Genomic DNA, 16,841 nt, shown 5'->3' with positions numbered 1-16,841 from the left:
AATCGCCTTGCAAGATCACCGGACTGTTGCGTCCAGAAGTCAGAACACAGGCTCGCTGAAGGGCTGATGAAAGCGGATCTTCCAAGGTACCAAACGGCGCAAAACAAATGGTCACGGCGCGACACGCCAGCGGCAATCGCAATTTCGTCATTATGTCGTTTTATCCGATGATTTGACACATTCATACATCAATTCGTCAATTTCGTACCTATGAAGTGTCACGGCTACTTGTCACGCTTGGTACAGGATAGGAAGAAGCGGAGATTTTTATGTCCTGGAATGTGTGCGTTGTCGGCGCTGGAAAGATCGGGCAGATGATCGCAACCCTGTTGAAAGGGTCGCCGAATTACTCTGTGACAGTGGCAGATCATGATCTGAAAGCGCTTGGCGATATCTCGAAGATGGGCATTGGAACCAGACAGATCGATGCCAATGACGCGGACGGGCTGGCCCGGGAACTGACCGGTTTCGATGCAGTCATCTCGGCAGCGCCGTTCTTCTTGACCCCTTCGATTGCGAAAGCATCGAAAACGGCCGGCGCGCATTACTTCGACCTGACCGAGGATGTCGCGGCCACGAATGCGGTGCGTGAACTGGCCGGGAACAGCGCAACTGCGTTTATGCCGCAATGCGGTCTGGCACCAGGGTTTGTCGGCATCGCCGGGGCTTCGCTGGCGGCGGAGTTTGACGAGATTGACAGCCTGCATATGCGGGTGGGGGCATTGCCGCTTTATCCGACCAACGCGCTGAAATACAATCTGACCTGGTCCACCGACGGGTTGATCAACGAATATTGCAACCCATGCGATGCCATCGTGAATGGCAAGCTGGTCAAGACCGCGCCGCTGGAGAACTACGAAGTACTGGGCCATGACGGTGTGGAATACGAATGCTTCAATACCTCGGGCGGTCTGGGCACGTTGCCGGAAACGCTGGAAGGCAAGGCGCGGGATGTGTCCTATCGCTCGATCCGCTATCCGGGTCATTGCGATATCCTGAAACTGCTTTTGAACGATCTGGGACTGGAACGCCGCCGCGACCTGCTGAAGGAGATATTCGAGGCCGCCCTGCCCCGCACCGACCAGGACGTGGTGCTGGTATATTGCACCGCAAAGGGCAAGATCGACGGTGTGCTGCGCGAGAAATCCCTGATCAACAAATCCTTTGCCCGCACCATCAACGGACAGATCTGGAGCGCCATTCAGGTCACGACCGCCGCAGGCGTGCTGGGCGTGGTCGATCTGATGCGGATCGGAGCGCTGCCCTCGAAAGGCTTTGTCCGGCAGGAACAAGTCAAGCTGGGTGATTTCCTCAACACTGAATTCGGCCAGCTGTATCGCGCTGGTGACGTCACCGAACAGAACAAGGCGGCCTGAGATATGAAAGACATCGTTATGACAGCCCAAACCACGCTTGCAAATCTGGATCTGACCGAGGCCCAACTGAAAGGCGGCACGCTAAAGGTCACGTCGCCGATTGACGGAAGCCTGCTGGCCGAAGTGCACGAGACGCCGATCTCGGACATGGACACCATCTTTTCCCGTGCCAAGGCCGCGTTCAAGGAATGGCGCGTGGTCCCTGCCCCGCGCCGGGGTGAACTGATCCGCCTGTTGGGTGAAGAGCTGCGCGCGGCCAAGGATGACCTGGGCGCATTGGTCAGTTGGGAAGCAGGCAAGATCACCTCGGAAGGTCTGGGCGAAGTGCAAGAGATGATCGACATCTGCGACTTTGCCGTCGGTCTGTCGCGTCAGCTCTATGGTCTGACCATCGCGTCCGAACGTCCCGGCCACCGGATGATGGAAACCTGGCACCCTGCAGGACCGGTCGGCGTGATCTCGGCCTTCAACTTTCCGGTCGCGGTTTGGTCGTGGAACGCCGCTCTGGCAATTGTTTGCGGTGATCCGGTGATCTGGAAACCGTCCGAAAAAACCCCGCTGACGGCGCTGGCCTGCCAGAAGATTTTCGAACGCGCCCTGGCCCGATTTGGCGATGCGCCGGACGGTCTGCTGCAAACACTTATCGGTGGTGCCGATCTTGGGGAAAGGCTGGTGGCCAGCGAAGATGTTCCGGTGATCTCGGCCACGGGATCGACCCGCATGGGCCGCGCTGTCGCCCCCATCGTCGCACAGCGCTTTGGCAAGTGCATTCTGGAACTGGGTGGCAACAACGCAATGATCGTCGGCCCTTCGGCTGATTTGGAGATGGCCGTGCGCGCAATTGTCTTTTCGGCGGTTGGTACCGCCGGTCAGCGCTGCACCACGCTGCGCCGCCTGATCGTGCACAACTCGATCCGCGAAGAACTGGTGAGCCGTCTGAAAAAAGCCTATTCGGGTCTGCCCATTGGCAATCCTCTGACGGACGGCACGTTGGTTGGGCCGCTTGTGGACGAAGCGGCGGGCGCGGCGATGACCGCAGCCTTGAAAGCGGCCGAAGCGGAAGGTGGTTCGGTATTCGGCGGCAACCGCGTTACCGAAGGCGTTCCGGCAGGCGTTTACATGGAACCTGCGATCGTCGAAATGCCGGGTCAGACAGCGACCGTGAAAACCGAAACCTTTGCACCGATCCTCTACGTCATGGGCTATGACGATTTCGACGACGCGGTGGAGCTTCAGAATGATGTACCGCAAGGCCTTTCATCCTGCGTGTTTACCCTGAACATGCGCGAGGCCGAGCAATTCCTGTCCGCGGCCGGATCCGATTGCGGCATTGCCAACGTCAATATCGGGCCCTCAGGGGCAGAGATCGGTGGCGCCTTTGGCGGAGAGAAGGAAACCGGCGGCGGGCGCGAAAGCGGTTCGGATGCATGGAAAGCCTATATGCGCCGCCAGACCAATACCGTGAATTACTCAGCCGAACTTCCACTGGCCCAGGGTGTCAAATTCGACATCTGAGTGTCGCCGGAAAACTGTCGGGCATAAACTTGAAAGGCCCGCAAATACGTCACCCGGGACGGCCAGTCCCGGGTGTTTTGTCCTGCAGGTTGAGGCGGTCTTTTGGCCAAGGGTTCCGATGCCGCCGCGGCAACGGTCATTCCGGTGCTGATGGATTGTCATGTGTTTCGGCAAGAAGCCGTCCAAGGCTTTGCGCGATCTCATTGATCAGGAGATGACCCTGTCCGGTGCGCCGGAAGGGCGGTCTGGACAGAAATAGGTTCCGAGTTTGTCGACGCGTTGATCGAAGCCCTTCCTGGCCTTGCCGGACATGGCTGTTCCAATCGCGAAGCTGGAAATTTCATCCGCCCTTTGCGCGAAGACGAACAAACCCGGCATTGAGTATGCGGCATCCACGATATCATTGCCACGAACGGCTGTCGGCCTGATCATTGCCGGTCACCCCTCTGCGCCACTTACTCGCCCAACAGCAGCGACAGTTTTTCTGCACCACGGCGCAATGTGTCGAGAAATGACATCAGACTGCCGACATCATGCCGTTGCGTCGGGGCATGAACTGAAAGCGTGGCAACCAGCCTGCCCTGCGCGTCCTGCACCGGAACGGCAATCGCCACCATGCCCGCCATGAATTCTTCGTCGTCGGTGGAAAATCCCCGCTCGGCGGTGATCTTGATTTCGCTCAGCAGGGCCGTCGGCTCTGTCAAAGAACGGGCGGTCTGCTGTTTCAGCTTTCCGGCTGACAGAAACCCGTTCAGAGTTTTGGGACGCAAGGTGGAAAGGTACATCTTGCCACTGGCCGTGCAGTGGAACGGCACCTGGGTTCCGATCGGCAATTGAATCCGCAACGGCCATTTGGTTTCCACCCGGTCAAGATAGATCATGCCTTCGCGATCCGGGATCGCCAGATTGCAGGTTTCGCCCACTTCGTCGGCCACACCGCGCAGGATGGCGAGACGCGCAGTCCGCAGGTGTTCGGCGGACATGGTATTCACGGACAACAGCCGCAATCGCCTGCCCGGACCATAAGACCGCCCGTCAAGATCACGTTGCAGAAACCCCTCTGCCTCTGCCGTTTGCAGCAAACGATGGATTGTGGGCTTGGCCAATCCCAATGCGTCGATCAGGTCCGAGGGTTTGACCGCCACCCCGCGACGTGCCACCTCTTCAAGGATCAGCAACAGACGCAGGTTGGTGGGAATCTGAGTTTCTCGGTCTTTTGTGTCGGTTTCGGCCATCCCTTCACATTCTAGTTATTTGGCAGAAGGATCAAGGCCAGTCCGGGCACCAGCGACACCAATATCCAGACCGACAGCAGGGCCACCAAGTACGGCACCGTATAGCGCAGCAACCGGAAATACGGCACGCCCGTCACGCCTGAAGCAACGTAAAGGTTAAGCCCATATGGTGGCGTGATAAACCCGATGGACGCCCCGACCAGGAAGATGACCGAGAAATGGATTGGATCAATTCCGACCGAGGCCGCGATTGGCGCAAGGATCGGGGCCAGGATGATCGTGACCGGAAGGCTTTCCAGCACCATGCCCGAGAAGAAGACGATTACCATCGATGTGAACAGAACCGCATGGTAGCCCCCCATGGAGGTCACGAAGTTTCCGATTGTTTCCTGAGCACCAAGCAGGGACAGGATTTGCTGCATCACCACCGAAATTGCGATCAACGGGGCCAGGATACCCGTAATCTGCGCAGACCTGATAACGATTGAGGGGATCTCAGGAATCGTGAACCCTTCGACCACGAACATTTCCGCAAAACTCTTTTCGGTTGGCGGAATATCGTTCCGCGCCCCCATGATCCGGTTGATCGGGTAGCTGACCAGCCCCGCAATGACACAAAAGCCCACGGTCACACCCGCGGCCTCGGTCGGAGAGAACTTGCCGGTATAAATGCCCCAAAGCACAAGACCAATGGCGAAAAAGCCGAGCCAGGCACCAAAGGCTGTCTTCAGCACCCGGTTCAATTGCAGTGGGATCAGATAGCCCCACCCGTTCATGCGGCAGATGATCCAGCACGCCACCTGCATCCCGATGACCATCAGCGCACCGGGCAGAATACCGGCCACGAACAATTCGGAAATCGGCAGGTTCATCAGAAAGCCATAGACGATGAAGATGATCGAAGGGGGGATGATGATACCGACCGTGCCGCCCGCAGCAGCGGTCGCTGCGCTGAACCGTTCGTCATAGCCGCCTTTTACCATCTCGGGGTGCAGCATCGACCCGATGGTCGCCGTCGTGGCCGAATTCGACCCGGAAATTGCCGCAAAAAGCCCGCAGGCACCCAGCGACGCCATTGCAAGCCCGCCGCGTATCCAGCCCAGGCAGGCATAGGCAAAATCGCTGAGCCGTCGCGCGATGCCGGATTTGTTGATCAGGTCTCCGGTCAGGATGAACAGCGGCATCGCCAACAGGGCGAAGCCCTTGTTGAAGACGTTCAGCAGTTCGGCCCCCATATTGTCCAGCGTCAGGCCAAGGACAAAGGAACAACCTATGACCCAGTAACCGATGACCAGCAACACCGGTACGCCCAGCATGAACAGAAAGGTGACCCCCAACGAGATCAGTGTAACAAGTGTTCCGTCTGTCATCAGTCTGCCCCGATCACGGCCTGCTTGATCAGCGGCTCGCCTGTTTTCCAGTTGTGCAAATCATCGGCGAGGTTCTGAAACACGCGACCGACCATCAAGAAGAATGACAATGGTGCTGCCAGCAGGAACCACCACTGCATGATATTGTCCGTGCCCAGAACGATCTGAAAGTTCGAAGCCGAAAGCGCCACCAGCCGCGAGGTGGTCACGATGACGATCACCGCAAAGATGAACCACAGCACGGCGTCCAGGAACAGGCAGGCCAGTTGCCCACCACGGGGCATGGCGGTGCGGAATTCACTGAAACTCAGATGCGTGCGCAGGCGTACGTTGTAGGACGCACCAAACCAGGCCATTACCATAAACAGAAGCGGAGGAATGGTCGTGGACCAGGGTTCCTGATCATTGAAAACAAACCGGTCGATCACGCCCCAGAAAATGATCAGCGCGATAGCAAGATAAGAGTACACCATGACCGAACGTTCCAGTTGACGCTCGATCAACGGCACCTTGCGATAGATCAGCATGACCAACAAACCCCCGATCGCGGCAACGACCGCACCAACGATCCAAGCGGCGTCGGATTCCAGAGCGAGTTGTATCTCAAATGAATCCTGGCTGAGAAAAGCGCTGAATATTGCGCCAATGTCTGCCCAAAGTGACATGAAGCCCGTCCTCCCAGTGGGTATTGATTGAACCGGCCCCTTCGGGCCGGTTCTGGCAGTCTAATCAGGCCTCGCCCTTCCACCAGCGGCGCGGCTCGACATTTTCCGGCAGCGTGTCCGCGGGGATCTCGCGCGCGATGTCGTAGATCTCCTGGTATGTGTCGATGCCACCGGCCCACTTGTTCAGCCGCTCGCGCCACTGCGCCCATGGCTCGGGGTTGTAGTTCGGAGCGCACATTTCCTCGGCCAGCTTGATCTGGTCTTCCGGCAGGAAGGCCGGGCGCACGCCGTTTTCCGCGAATATGGTATGCGGCAATTGCGGATCCGAGAATCCAACAGTGTTCAGCAGCGCCGCCTCGTTCGCGCCCTGGATCAGGGCCTGGGTGAAGTAGGACGATTCCATCACGGCATCCTGCAACTCGCCGCCCAGCCCGTCGAACACTTTGGCAGACATCGAAGTGTGTTCGGTACCGCAAAAGAACTTCAGGTTCACCGATTGCGAGACCACAGGCGCCATGTTCGCATATGCCACCGCCGAAGCCCAGGTTTCCGCACCGTCGATCAGACCGGTCTTGAGCGCATCCAGCGTTTCTTCCCATGCCACCGGCACTGGGTTCAGGTTCAGTAGTTGCATCGCGATCCGGCCAAGCTGCGTGCCCGTCACGCGGTTCTTGGTGCCGAACAACTCTTCCAGCTTGGTGACGGTCGGCTTGTCGGCAAAGGTCGAGCCCATTTGCAGACCGCGCAGTTCACAATGGGTGAACAGGAATTTCAGCCCGTGCCGCTTTTCCAGCGGGTCGCGCAGGATGCGCTGGCTGGCGGGGCTGTAGAAGAAATGATACTGCGCCGCCCGGCTGGGGAACATGTAGGCATAGTCCAGAACGTTCAGATAAGGCGCACCGCCGGCCGAATTCTGGGTCGAGGCCGCGTAGATATCGACGATTCCCTGCTGGGTTTTTTCAACACAGCTCAGTTGTCCGCAAATCTGGTTGTCGCCGATGAACTCGATCCGAATCTCGCCATCGGTCCGTTCTTCCAGATCGCGTGCGAATTCGATGGCGCCGGCGCGCTCGATCAGCAGGTTGCGGGTGTTGAAGCCCGACGCACCAAATTTCAACGTGTGCTTCGGTTCTTTCGAAAAGCGTTTTTCATAAGTGGATTCCGCCGCCTGCGCCAGGTTGGCCAGGCTCATCGCCCCGCCAAACCCTCCTGCTGCAAGCAGCGTCGAGCTCATGCCATAGCGCCCCGCCACCCGGAAAAAATCCCGCCGCGAAATACCACTCAGTTTCCGACCAATCTCCATTGCTTACCTCCCTGTTCGCAATTATTGAGACGTTTTGTATCAAAAAATGCTAGTATATTTCTTGCATCTTGCATAGAGTTTTTTTCAACGACGTTGGAAGGAGGCGGTCATGGAAGTGGATTATGCGGTAGTTGGCGCGGGGTCTTCGGGTTGTGTCATCGCCAACCGGCTCAGCGCCGACCCCAACACGACCGTCGCGTTGCTGGAGGCCGGCGGCCGCGATACCAACCCCTGGATCCACATCCCGGTTGGCTATTTCAAGACCATGCACAACCCTTCGGTGGACTGGTGTTACAGGACCGAGCCTGATCCCGGTCTGAACGGGCGCTCGATCGACTGGCCGCGCGGGAAAGTGCTGGGCGGCTCATCCTCACTGAACGGTCTGCTCTATGTGCGCGGCCAAAAGGAAGATTATGACCGCTGGCGCCAGATGGGGAATGTCGGCTGGGGCTGGGAAGACGTGCTGCCGCTGTTCAAACGCAGCGAAGATCAAGAGCGCGGCGAAGACCCGTATCACGGCGTCGGTGGGCCGCTGTCGGTGTCGAACATGCGCATTCAGCGGCCGATCTGCGACGCATGGGTCGCGGCAGCGCAAGCCGCCGGATACCCGTTCAATCCGGATTACAACGGCGCAGATCAGGAAGGCGTGGGGTATTTTCAGCTGACCACGCGCAATGGGCGCAGGTGCAGCTCGGCCGTGGCGTATCTGAAACCCATTCGAAACCGGCAAAACCTGAACATCATCACAAACGCATTGGTGACACGCATAACGCTGGATGGGAAACAGGCGACGGGACTTGTCTATCGGGATCGCGCAGGCAATGAGAAAACCCTGAAGGTTCGGCGCGAAATCATCCTGTCCGGTGGGGCAATCAACTCTCCTCAAATTCTGATGCTGTCGGGTATCGGCGACCCGGACCACCTGAAGAAAAACGGCATCGATCCGGTCCATGCCTTGCCCAATGTCGGCAAAAGGCTGCAAGATCATTTGCAGGCCCGTCTCGTTTTCAAATGCAATGAGCCCACATTGAATGACGAGGTGCGCAGCCTTATCAATCAGGCCCGCATTGCCCTCAAATACGCTTTGTTCCGCGCCGGTCCGATGACCATGGCGGCCAGCCTTGCGACCGGATTCATGAAAACACGCCCGGACGTGGAAACACCCGACATTCAATTCCATGTGCAGCCCTGGTCCGCCGACAGCCCCGGCGAAGGCGTACATCCGTTTTCCGCCTTCACCATGTCCGTATGCCAGCTGCGACCGGAAAGTAGGGGTGAACTGCATCTGAACGGCCCGGACCCGTCACAGCATGTGAAGATCATTCCGAACTATCTGTCGACGGAAACGGATTGCCGGACCATCGTTGACGGTGTGAACATCGCCCGCAGAATCGCTCAGCATAATCCGCTGGCATCGAAGATTTCCGAAGAGTTCCGCCCGACGTCACAACTTTCGACCGACGATTACGAGGGCACGCTGGACTGGGTCAGGTCGAATTCCGTTTCGATCTATCACCCAACGGGGACCTGCGCGATGGGTACGAATGAAACCGCAGTCGTAGATCCTGCGCTAAAGGTTCGCGGCATCGGAAACCTGCGGGTCGCGGATTGTTCGATCATGCCCGAAATCGTCAGCGGCAACACAAACGCTCCGGCGATCATGATCGGAGAAAAAGCGAGTGACTTGCTTGCCGCCGGAACATAGCGCGGCATGCTGCGTATCCGAATGCCCAGGAAAACGGGGCAATTCGGCTTGCATATCTTCGAGATATTCCGGTGATGCCGTCCCTGCCTTGACCTAGCGCAGAGGCGGCGTCAGCCATTGCGCGGACATCCCATAATTGGAATTCTTCAACTCCTGTTTGGCAATAGCCTGAAGATGGACCTCATCCGGCCCATCCGCATAGCGCAACGCCCTGGCCCAGGTGTAACTGTCGGCCAATGGCGTGTCGGGCGTCATGCCCATTGCGCCAAAAACCTGCATTGCACGGTCCGTAACCTTTGCATGCACCTGCGGCGCCACAACCTTGATCAGAGATATTTCACGGAACGCCTTTTTCGCGCCCACCTGATCTATCTTCCAGGCCGCCTTCAGGGTCAACAGCCGGGCCTGTTCGATCTCCAACCGGGATTTCGCGATCCATTCACGGATCACGCCTTGTTCCGAAAGCTGCTTGCCAAATGTCTTCCGTTCCTGGGCACGTTCCACCATCAGGTTCAGCGCCATTTCCGCCGCCCCGATCGAACGCATGCAATGATGAATACGCCCCGGCCCAAGCCGCGCCTGAGCCAGTGCAAAGCCGCTGCCCTCTTCACCCAGCAGATTGCCGGCCGGGACGCGCACATCCTTGAAAACCAGTTCAGCATGCCCTTCGGGATCGTGCATGTTCAGGATCGTCGGATTGCGCACGATCTCCAAACCGGGCGTATTCTTTGGAACGATGATCATGCTTTGCTGTTTATGGCGATCGGCGTTCGGGTCGGTTTTGCCCATGACGATGAACAATTTGGTGTTCGGGTGGCACGCATTGGTGATGAACCACTTGCGGCCATTGATGACGTATTCATCCCCCGCGCGCCGGATGGATGTCGTTATGTTGGTCGCGTCCGAACTCGCCACATCCGGCTCGGTCATGGCAAAGGCCGAGCGGATCTTGCCGTTCAACAGCGGCACCAACCACTCTTCGCGCTGCTCGGGCGTGGCGAACATGTGCAGCAATTCCATGTTCCCGGTATCCGGCGCGTTGCAGTTGAACACTTCCGAAGACCAGCTCACCTGCCCCATCAACTCGGCCAGGGGCGCGTAATCAAGGTTGCTGAGCCGCGTACCGGGCTCATCATCCCGCAAGGAGGGCAGGAACATGTTCCAAAGCCCCTCGGCGCGGGCCAGCGATTTGAGGTCTTCCATGAACGAAACCGGGAAATGGCCGGCTTCTATTTCCTCTTTGTGGTCGCGAATGCGCGGATAGATATGCGCCTGCATGAAGGCTTTTAGCCGGTCGTGCATTTCCTCGGCGCGTGGCGATGGGGCAAAATCCATTGTGATCCTCTTCAGTGCGTTGCAGCGGCGATTTCGTCGAGCGCCATTTGCGCCAGAGGGGCCACCAGATCCTTGAACGCCATCGCGTTCTCGTTCGATGCATTTCCCGCCAGCGCACGGCTGTAAACACCCTGTGCAATCGCAGCCATCCGGAAAAAGGAAAACGCCAGATAGAAAGTCCAGTTTTCAATCTCTGGCAGGTCACGCAGCGAACAATACCGCTCGATCATCTCAGCTTCGGAAGGGATGTTCAAAGCAGCGCGATCCAGCCCTTGCAGCCCCCGGATCAGACCGGTGGGCGGCAATCTGAGACACACACAGAAATAGCCCAGATCAGCCATCGGGTGGCCCAGCGTCGACAATTCCCAATCCAGAACCGCGGCGATCTGCGGGGCATCCGAAGCGAAGATAAAATTGTCTATGCGAAAGTCACCGTGGATCAGACTGACCGAACCGTCACCATCGGGCAGGTTGCGCGACAGCCAGCCCATAAGCTGTTCCATCTCGGGAAGGGTACTTGTTTCTGCGGCGCGATACTGTTTGGTCCAGCGGCTGTACTGGCGTTGGAAATAGTTTCCCGGCTTGCCGAAGTCGGACAGGCCGACGGCGCCTGTGTCAACCGAATGCAGCGCGGCCAGAACCCGGATCATTTCGTCGAACACCGGATGATGGTCGGCCACGTCCAACTCGGGCAGCGCCGGGTTCCAGAAAATCCGGCCCTCCTGGAAGCTCATGACATAGAACATGGAACCGATGACATCCGTGTCCTCACACAGCACGTAAGGTTTGGCGACCGGAACCGCAGTGCCATGAAGTGCCTTGAGAACACGATATTCCCGATCCACGGCATGGGCCGAAGGCAGCAGGTCGCCCGGCGGTTTGCGGCGCAGCACGTATTTCGAACCACCGGCCTTCAGCAGATAGGTTGGGTTCGACTGCCCGCCCGAAAACTTGCGATAGGACAATGGGCCGGCGAAGCCTTCGATATGACGCCCCAAATATGTCGAAAGCCGCTCGGTATCGAGTTCGAGGCCGGATGAGGTCATGCGTGAAACTCCGTATTCCGCCGGGATGCCATTCAGCTTACCGCCCCCAATGACATTTGTGAAATTTACTTGCATGATTGTCGGCATAAATCTGGTGAATGACATGACGACCAAGCTCAACAAGATCGACCTGAACCTTTTCGTTATTTTTGACGCCATCTACACCGAACGAAATCTGACCCGCGTTGCCGAACGCCTGTCGATCACGCAACCGGCCGTCAGCAACGCCCTGACCCGGTTGCGCAAGACACTGAACGACCCGCTTTTCGTGAAGACCGGCACGGGGATGCAGCCCACGGCGCTGGCAGAGAGCATTTCGGACAGGATCTCAGCCGCTCTTCACCAGTTGCAAGCCGCATCGGCGCAGGGTGAACGGTTCGACCCGTTCACCAGCAAACGGCTGTTCCGGGTCAGTTTGGTCGATCTTCACAGCCTCATCATCCTGCCCGGGCTTTTGTCCGGGTTTCAACGCACGGCACCCCAGGTCGAACTCAGCCTCGTGCGCATTCCCCGCCGGGATACGCGCAAGGCGTTGCAGCAGGGCACGATCGATATCGCGTCGGACATTCCGATGCCGGACAGTTCGTATCTGATCAGCCGGACCATCATGAAGGACCGTTATGTCTGTGCCATGCGACCCGACCACCCGCTGGGTTCGGGCCCATTGACGCTGGAGCGTTATCTTCGGCTGACACATCTGCATGTTTCCTCACGACCTCAGGGGGCGAGTCCGGTCGACATCGTCCTGCGCAAACTGGGTGCGCGGCGCAAACTCGGGCTTCAGATGCAAAGCTATCTGAACATCCGGGACATTCTGCACAAGACAGATATGGTTGCCACGCTGACCGAATGCAGCGCGCGTGAAATGGGGCTGCGCATGTTGAGGCTGCCGGTTGAAGTGCCTCCGATCGAACTTCGCCTTTATCGGCATATCCGGTCCGACGGCGACGAAGCCGTACAATGGATGTTCGACCAGATCGCAGGTCGCACCGTCAGAGCGAACGATACGGAACAGCATCATAGGGTCGATCAGAATTGATACGGAACCCCGGGCAACTGTGACATCAGGATATCAGAGGCGCCAACCGTCAGGTCCTCGAAACCTCAAGGTCGGAAACATCACGTATTGATCTGACTTTCAGACTTCTTGGGCAACGCGTCATACGTCGCCTGAAGATAGGCAAAGCCATATTTTCGGTCAGGCTCCAGATGAGTCCCCTCTGCCCACTCGTTCCATGCGTTTATGAAAACGATTTTTTCGTCGGCACTGTATTTTTCCTGCGCGAGAACCTGACGACACAAATGTTCCGTCCAGCGCCTGTAGGCATCGATTGAAAACCGGCCCATAATCCGAGGAGCATCCTGATTGCGCGCGGTATTGTCCCAGGAAAGCGTGGAGGACCGAAACAACTTGTATTCAGGTTCCGGCTTTTGAAGCTCTGCCTCGACCACGGCTTGATAATCCAGAACGGCTCCTGTGAACTCTGGATTGTAGATCCCCATCTCATCCGTGATGTCGGTGCGCTTTACCTGATGCGGAGGGAACTCCATAGCAGCGTCGAAACCCAGTTTCTCGGGATCGCCAATATCGAAAGTCTGGGCAGCGATGAGATACAGGTCCGGCTCGCCCCAGCTCTGCGCCTCTTTTCGCCATGCCGCGGTTGTTTCTTCGATATTCGGTATGATGTTCGCACGGTAAACGATGAAAACCGGTTTCCCATCAATCCGAATGTAGCGCGGATCATCAAAGTATTTGCGTATATGGCGGAGAAGATTCAGGGAATCCTCGATCGAATGGTTCTGCGCGATAAGAACGTCATGCGCCCGCCCGTCCCATCGGCGCGTCCAGTTTTCATTTGCCCATGTCAGGCAAAAAGGCATGTCGACTTCAGGATTGCCCAACATTTGTTCGAGCGGGTGTTCCATCAGGGTCTTTCCGCCGAACCAGTAGTAGTAATAGGAGAACCCTCCTATCCCGTAAGACTTCGCGATCCGCGCCTGTTCGACCATGATCTCTGGCAACCGCAAGTCGTAGTAACCCAGATGAATCGGACAATGAGGTTGGTAATGGCCCGGAAAATTCGGAACGGCCTTTCCGACATTGGTCCATTCGGTAAAGCCTTTGCCCCACCATTCATCATTCTCTTTGAATGGGTGAAATTGCGGCAGGTAATGCGCGATCGCCCGTACTGCGGGATCAGCTTTCGCAGGCGGGTCGAAGGGTTTGAACTCTTCAGCCTGACCAACGGCTTCAAATCCCTGCCTGTTTGATTGCCCCGGTTTGTCCCAACCCCGTTTGGGGTCTCTTTTCTTGGCTGAATTTCTGAACCGTCTTGCCGTACGTGGCGACAAAGGTGGGCTGAGTTTCGACGCAGCGGTCAGCAGATGGTAAAGCAGGGTATCTTTGATGGACATGCAGTTTCTCGTACTAAGGCGCGTCGTGCCGACTATGACAAAGAAAACCTATTTTTCCATGCAAAGCACGAGGCAGAGTTGCATGACAAGTACTTGGGACTTTCATGCAACTCAATCCAGCGTGGTTTTCTATTTTGTACGGGCTGCGGACAGCCATTGCTTCAGCAAGCGACCGCTGACCGTATCGCGCAAAAGACGGAAAGCACGTTTGGCCAATGATTTATTGGCACCATATGGAACAGGATGCGCGATGCCTTCCGTAGTTTCGCCACGGCGCGAAATCTCGGGCACACCCACATGCGTCCAGTCGGTCAGCTTTGAACCTTGGAGAGCGGCCTTGGTCGCGTGCAAAAACCCATGCCCGTACTCGCGATCCGGTTCCAGGTGACATCCTTCCGCCCATTCATTCCATGCATTCACAAAAACAAAACGTTCCTGGTCAGGGAAATCCTGCGCGGTTTTGCGCAAGGCACGCGAAAGCCAGTATTCGTAGTTTTCCGGTGTTCCGTTCAATACGACCATGGCATTTTCCTTCCGCCGGGCAGTGTTGTCCCAGGACGGAAAAACCGATCGATGAACATTGTTCTCGGGCCCATAGCTGTGACCCAGATACTGTTCTGCGATCGCTGAAAAATCAACGCAATGGCCTTGGAATTCGTCGAACAGGTCCACCTCTGGCGAGAGGTTGGGCACGTTGATGCTGTGGGGCGGGAATTCCACACCGGAATCAAACCCGTATGACGCGTAGTCCCAGTTTCGATGCGTCAGCGCACAAGCCAGATGGATTTTCGGAATTCCGACAGAGGCGCAATAATCACGCCAGACCTGCACGGTCTTGCGCGAGTTCTTCAGATGCTGCGGCCGATAAACAATCAGGAACGGAGCGCCATCCAATGTAATGTAGCGGGGATCCCGGAAAAACGGCTCGATCGACTTGATGAACTCCAGATCATCCTCGGGCTTGTATTTCTGTTCAATGAGAATCTCGTGCTCGGCCGCATCCCAGCGGCGGGTCCAGTTCTCATTCGCCCAGCAAAGACAAAACGGCATATCGCTTTCGGGATCCGCAAGCATTTCGTCGACGGGACGTTCGAGCAGGCGCTTTCCGGAAAACCAGTAATAGTGGTAGCAGAAACCATCAATTCCGCTGGCCTTGGCCATCTCGATCTGCTCAAGCCGCGTTTCGCGGACACGCAGGTCATAATACCCCAGATCCGTAGGAAGATGAGGCTGATAATGCCCGGTGAAAAGCGGCTTGGCTTTTGCAACATTTGTCCACTCGGTGAACCCTTTGCCCCACCATTCATCGTTTTCCGGAATCGGATGAAACTGAGGTAGGTAGAAGGCAATTGTCCTGATATTGCCGAATTCACGATCCGTGATTGTCGAGGACATTACTTCTTCAACCCCAACAGCCGCGCCAGAGATTTTTTTTTCTTCTTCGCCAGTGGGCCGGGCTCGACTCGGGAAGCGGCGCTCGCGTCCACCGGCCCGATAGTCGATTGCAGATCAATCTCTTCGGACAGGGGCAGACCTGCCATCATGTTGGTCCAATGCTGCCTGGTCTCTTCATCGGGTTGTTCGACGGGCAAGCCCATCAGGTAGATATCATTCTCGGCACGTTCTTTGGGGACCGATCTGCTTACGACCTGGAAGACGTGGGAATAGCGATTGCGCTGCAAGGCGGCCTGGACATCCTGTGGCAGACGACTCCACCGGTGACAGAACTCCGTCATCTCTGGCGTACGAACCACAAATTCGGCTTGCTCAATGCTCATACCCTGCGAATTGAGCAGGTGCTGAACGTTTTTGATGCCGAAGAACCGGACATGGGTTCTATCCAACAGGCCCCAGTCACGATATTCAAAATCTTCATCGACAAGACAACCGGCAATCGCTGCATGGCCAACATGCGGCAGCGAAAGAATAACCGATCCCGTGTCGTTCAACAGCGATTTCATGCCTGAAAGAACGCTCCACGGGTCGTAAACGTGTTCCAGAACGTCTGCTGCGATCACGTAGTCGAATACCCCGTCTTTTTCGCGAACGATGTCACTCCATGAAGCATCGTTGAGATCCATCGGATACACCGAACGGGCAAACGGTTTTAGCTTTTCGATCGCCGAAGGGTCGATCTCGAGCGCCACAACATCACATTCCAAAGTACCGGAAAGATGGCGCGTGATCGAACCAGGCCCGGCCCCGATCTCAAGCACCTTGGACCCGGGCTTTACCATGCGCAGCACACGTGCGGGTGCTACATCACTGTTCATATCAATGTCGTATTCGTAAGTATGTCTATCGCTCACTGTAATTCTTCCGTGATGCTTATTTCGTGCTTCAATTCGGCTGCTATATAGTTTGGTCTGGTTCTGCAATCCCCAATACCAAACCGATACACAAGGCCTTGGATGTTGCACCCAGATAATGTTCAACTCAGAGGTTAATGTTGCACAAAACTCCCCCAGCAGCAATGACCACTCGCCCAAGGGTCAATCGCACCAAGGGCGTTTTGCAACCATCTTCAAAGAAACATGTTTTGACCGGGTTCTGTTTCGTGGCCTTATCTGCAAAAGAAGCGGCATCCGCGTGGGCGTCGGGTCGAACCTCTTGGGCTCGTGCCGCACTTCAGTTGAGGTATGCTTGATACAGTTTTCAACAGCTTACCGATATCGCGGGACGCCACGGCTTTGGGCATTGTGAGGTCATGCAAACGCGCGCAGGGTGTTGAGCGCACAAGCTTACGTCTGCAACCATCTGCGGATCTTTCTGAGAACCGCCAACGCCTTCATTCTGGCAAGCGGTCGGCGCCAGAATTCCGATACCGCCTTCAGGGCATGTCGCGACTTACTGGTTTCGACCCGACGACAGGCAAC

The 16,841-nt window shown here is 56.8% G+C and carries 14 protein-coding genes; 4 read left to right on the top strand and 10 right to left on the bottom strand.

The annotated features are described in order from the left end of the window. The first annotated feature begins 269 nt into the window (after positions 1 to 269). Together NOR97_RS17315 and NOR97_RS17310 are read left to right on the top strand one after the other, a co-directional pair. A complete protein-coding gene (locus NOR97_RS17315) occupies positions 270 to 1,376 on the top strand; it encodes a saccharopine dehydrogenase family protein (protein ID WP_257601291.1) in 1,107 nt (368 codons plus the stop codon). Positions 1,377 to 1,394: 18 nt separating this feature from the next. Further along, positions 1,395 to 2,891 carry an aldehyde dehydrogenase family protein gene (locus tag NOR97_RS17310; protein ID WP_170347187.1) on the top strand — a complete coding sequence of 499 codons (1,497 nt, stop codon included), beginning with the start codon at positions 1,395 to 1,397 and terminating at the stop codon, positions 2,889 to 2,891. 207 nt (positions 2,892 to 3,098) lie between these two features. On the opposite strand, the gene NOR97_RS17305 is transcribed toward NOR97_RS17310, so the two are convergent. The 5 genes from NOR97_RS17305 to NOR97_RS17285 form a co-directional block, all read right to left on the bottom strand. After that, positions 3,099 to 3,323 (bottom strand): hypothetical protein, encoded by a 225-nt coding sequence (locus NOR97_RS17305; RefSeq protein WP_170347155.1) that lies wholly within the window; start codon positions 3,321 to 3,323, stop codon positions 3,099 to 3,101. A 23-nt stretch (positions 3,324 to 3,346) separates the two neighbouring features. After that, complete coding sequence (locus NOR97_RS17300; protein ID WP_170347153.1) at positions 3,347 to 4,126, bottom strand: IclR family transcriptional regulator; 780 nt, start codon at positions 4,124 to 4,126, stop codon at positions 3,347 to 3,349. Positions 4,127 to 4,137: 11 nt separating this feature from the next. Further along, the gene (locus tag NOR97_RS17295; protein WP_170347151.1) at positions 4,138 to 5,496 is read right to left on the bottom strand and encodes a TRAP transporter large permease; all 1,359 of its coding nucleotides are present in this window, start codon (positions 5,494 to 5,496) and stop codon (positions 4,138 to 4,140) included. Beyond that, a complete protein-coding gene (locus tag NOR97_RS17290) occupies positions 5,496 to 6,161 on the bottom strand; it encodes a TRAP transporter small permease (protein WP_171205792.1) in 666 nt (221 codons plus the stop codon). Before NOR97_RS17290 ends, NOR97_RS17295 begins: the two co-directional genes overlap by 1 nt. A 64-nt stretch (positions 6,162 to 6,225) precedes the next feature. Beyond that, complete coding sequence (locus NOR97_RS17285; RefSeq protein WP_170347147.1) at positions 6,226 to 7,464, bottom strand: TRAP transporter substrate-binding protein; 1,239 nt, start codon at positions 7,462 to 7,464, stop codon at positions 6,226 to 6,228. A gap of 109 nt (positions 7,465 to 7,573) precedes the next feature. Between NOR97_RS17285 and NOR97_RS17280 the strand changes: the two genes are divergently transcribed. Next, the gene (locus tag NOR97_RS17280; RefSeq protein ID WP_152460476.1) at positions 7,574 to 9,169 is read left to right on the top strand and encodes a GMC family oxidoreductase; all 1,596 of its coding nucleotides are present in this window, start codon (positions 7,574 to 7,576) and stop codon (positions 9,167 to 9,169) included. 93 nt (positions 9,170 to 9,262) lie between these two features. Here NOR97_RS17280 and NOR97_RS17275 read toward each other — a convergent pair whose 3' ends face one another. After that, positions 9,263 to 10,504 carry an acyl-CoA dehydrogenase family protein gene (locus NOR97_RS17275; RefSeq protein WP_170347145.1) on the bottom strand — a complete coding sequence of 414 codons (1,242 nt, stop codon included), beginning with the start codon at positions 10,502 to 10,504 and terminating at the stop codon, positions 9,263 to 9,265. Positions 10,505 to 10,515: 11 nt separating this feature from the next. Next, a complete protein-coding gene (locus NOR97_RS17270) occupies positions 10,516 to 11,625 on the bottom strand; it encodes a phosphotransferase family protein (RefSeq protein WP_257601287.1) in 1,110 nt (369 codons plus the stop codon). Between the two features lie 28 nt (positions 11,626 to 11,653). On the opposite strand from NOR97_RS17270, the gene NOR97_RS17265 reads away from it, so the two are divergent. After that, positions 11,654 to 12,589 carry a LysR family transcriptional regulator gene (locus NOR97_RS17265; RefSeq protein WP_257601286.1) on the top strand — a complete coding sequence of 312 codons (936 nt, stop codon included), beginning with the start codon at positions 11,654 to 11,656 and terminating at the stop codon, positions 12,587 to 12,589. An 80-nt stretch (positions 12,590 to 12,669) separates the two neighbouring features. On the opposite strand, the gene NOR97_RS17260 is transcribed toward NOR97_RS17265, so the two are convergent. The 3 genes from NOR97_RS17260 to NOR97_RS17250 all read right to left on the bottom strand — a co-directional run bounded on the left by NOR97_RS17260 (position 12,670) and on the right by NOR97_RS17250 (position 16,343). Further along, entirely contained in the window at positions 12,670 to 13,965 is a 1,296-nt protein-coding gene (locus NOR97_RS17260) for a glycoside hydrolase family 99-like domain-containing protein (protein ID WP_257601285.1), read from the bottom strand. A 129-nt stretch (positions 13,966 to 14,094) separates the two neighbouring features. Next, entirely contained in the window at positions 14,095 to 15,360 is a 1,266-nt protein-coding gene (locus NOR97_RS17255; RefSeq protein ID WP_170347138.1) for a glycoside hydrolase family 99-like domain-containing protein, read from the bottom strand. After that, positions 15,360 to 16,343 carry a bifunctional 2-polyprenyl-6-hydroxyphenol methylase/3-demethylubiquinol 3-O-methyltransferase UbiG gene (locus NOR97_RS17250; protein WP_257601284.1) on the bottom strand — a complete coding sequence of 328 codons (984 nt, stop codon included), beginning with the start codon at positions 16,341 to 16,343 and terminating at the stop codon, positions 15,360 to 15,362. Before NOR97_RS17250 ends, NOR97_RS17255 begins: the two co-directional genes overlap by 1 nt. Positions 16,344 to 16,841 lie beyond the last annotated feature (498 nt).

Origin of the sequence: Ruegeria sp. YS9 (assembly GCF_024628725.1) — a bacterium.
Classification (GTDB): Bacteria; Pseudomonadota; Alphaproteobacteria; order Rhodobacterales; family Rhodobacteraceae; genus Ruegeria; species Ruegeria atlantica_C.
Note: the sequence above shows the minus strand (reverse complement) of the source record. Positions and strands in the feature narration are given on the sequence as shown.